Raw genomic sequence first — 1001 nt, forward strand, 5'->3', positions numbered from 1 at the left:
AAGACACCGGGTTCTTGCCCGTTTTTTACGGTATCCTTAACGAATAAAGATACCGTTTTTATTGCGTTTAACGTGCGCTTTTATGCGCTTTCAAGCTCGCTGATTTCTTTCCGCCACGCCTTGCGCTGTGCAATTTTTTCAGCATAGTCGGCAGTCGTCGCAGAGCCTTCGGCAATTTTAGCGGCAATATAATCGGTTTCTGCTAATTGCGCTTTAAGAAAGCTGATACGTTCAGCGGTTGTTTCAGCTTTCAATTCGGCTTTCGTTTTACCGATAACGATTTTACCATCGACAAGCCGCGCAAGACAGCCCGCCTTTTCAAACTCCTCATCGCTGATTTCCATATCAGCTTTTGCAATCCCGTCCATCTCCAGCATTGCTTGCTTACTGGTATGATGAATAACCTCATTCCCTTTTTTTGCTAAATACACCATATTTAACCTCCCGTTAAAATGTATCCTGTAATATAATCGAGTTATACAATTTATCCATATCGCAAACCCGATAATATGCATTAAAGCGTTTTTTATAGTTTCCACGCCACGACTGATAAGCGGTGCGTACATCAAGATAGCTCATGTTGCCTGCATCCAGTAGGCGTTTGAACTTTTTTAATTTGCGCCGCATTCTTGTTGTCGAGCTTTTTCCGGCGAGCTTTATAATTTTGCCGGTCGAAGAAAGAATATAGCGACCTTTCAAGAATACAACGCCTTGTGAAAGTTTAACGATCCGTGTTTTTTTCTCATTAAGCGTAATCTTCAGTTTGTCGCACATCTGTTTTATTTCGTACAAACACTGCTGCAAAAAGACTTTATCGGCATGGATTAAGTACATATCGTCCATGTAGCGGCCGTAGTATTTTACCTTAAGCTTTTCTTTGATAAAATGATCGAGGCGCGACGGGTAATAAACGGCGCAAATCTGTGATACTTCACTGCCAAGACCAAGTGATTTTCCTTCCCCGAACGCCGATATAAATTGCTTTATAAGCCTAATAATCT

2 protein-coding genes are annotated in these 1001 nt (G+C 41.6%); both read right to left on the reverse strand.

The annotated features are described in order from the left end of the window. Positions 1 to 80: 80 nt before the first annotated feature. Entirely contained in the window at positions 81 to 434 is a 354-nt protein-coding gene (locus HGH47_RS12155) for a hypothetical protein (protein WP_432912713.1), read from the reverse strand. Between the two features lie 13 nt (positions 435 to 447). Then, a partial coding sequence (locus HGH47_RS12160) for an RNA-directed DNA polymerase (RefSeq protein ID WP_432912716.1) occupies positions 448 to 1001 on the reverse strand: 554 nt, incomplete at its 5' end.

Source organism: Treponema sp. OMZ 805 (assembly GCF_050937395.1).
GTDB lineage: Bacteria > Spirochaetota > Spirochaetia > Treponematales > Treponemataceae > Treponema.

Coding starts and splice junctions, on each gene's coding strand:
- HGH47_RS12155 (WP_432912713.1), bottom strand. CDS start 434: ATGGTGTATTTAGCAAAAAAAGGGAATGAGGTTATTCATCATACCAGT.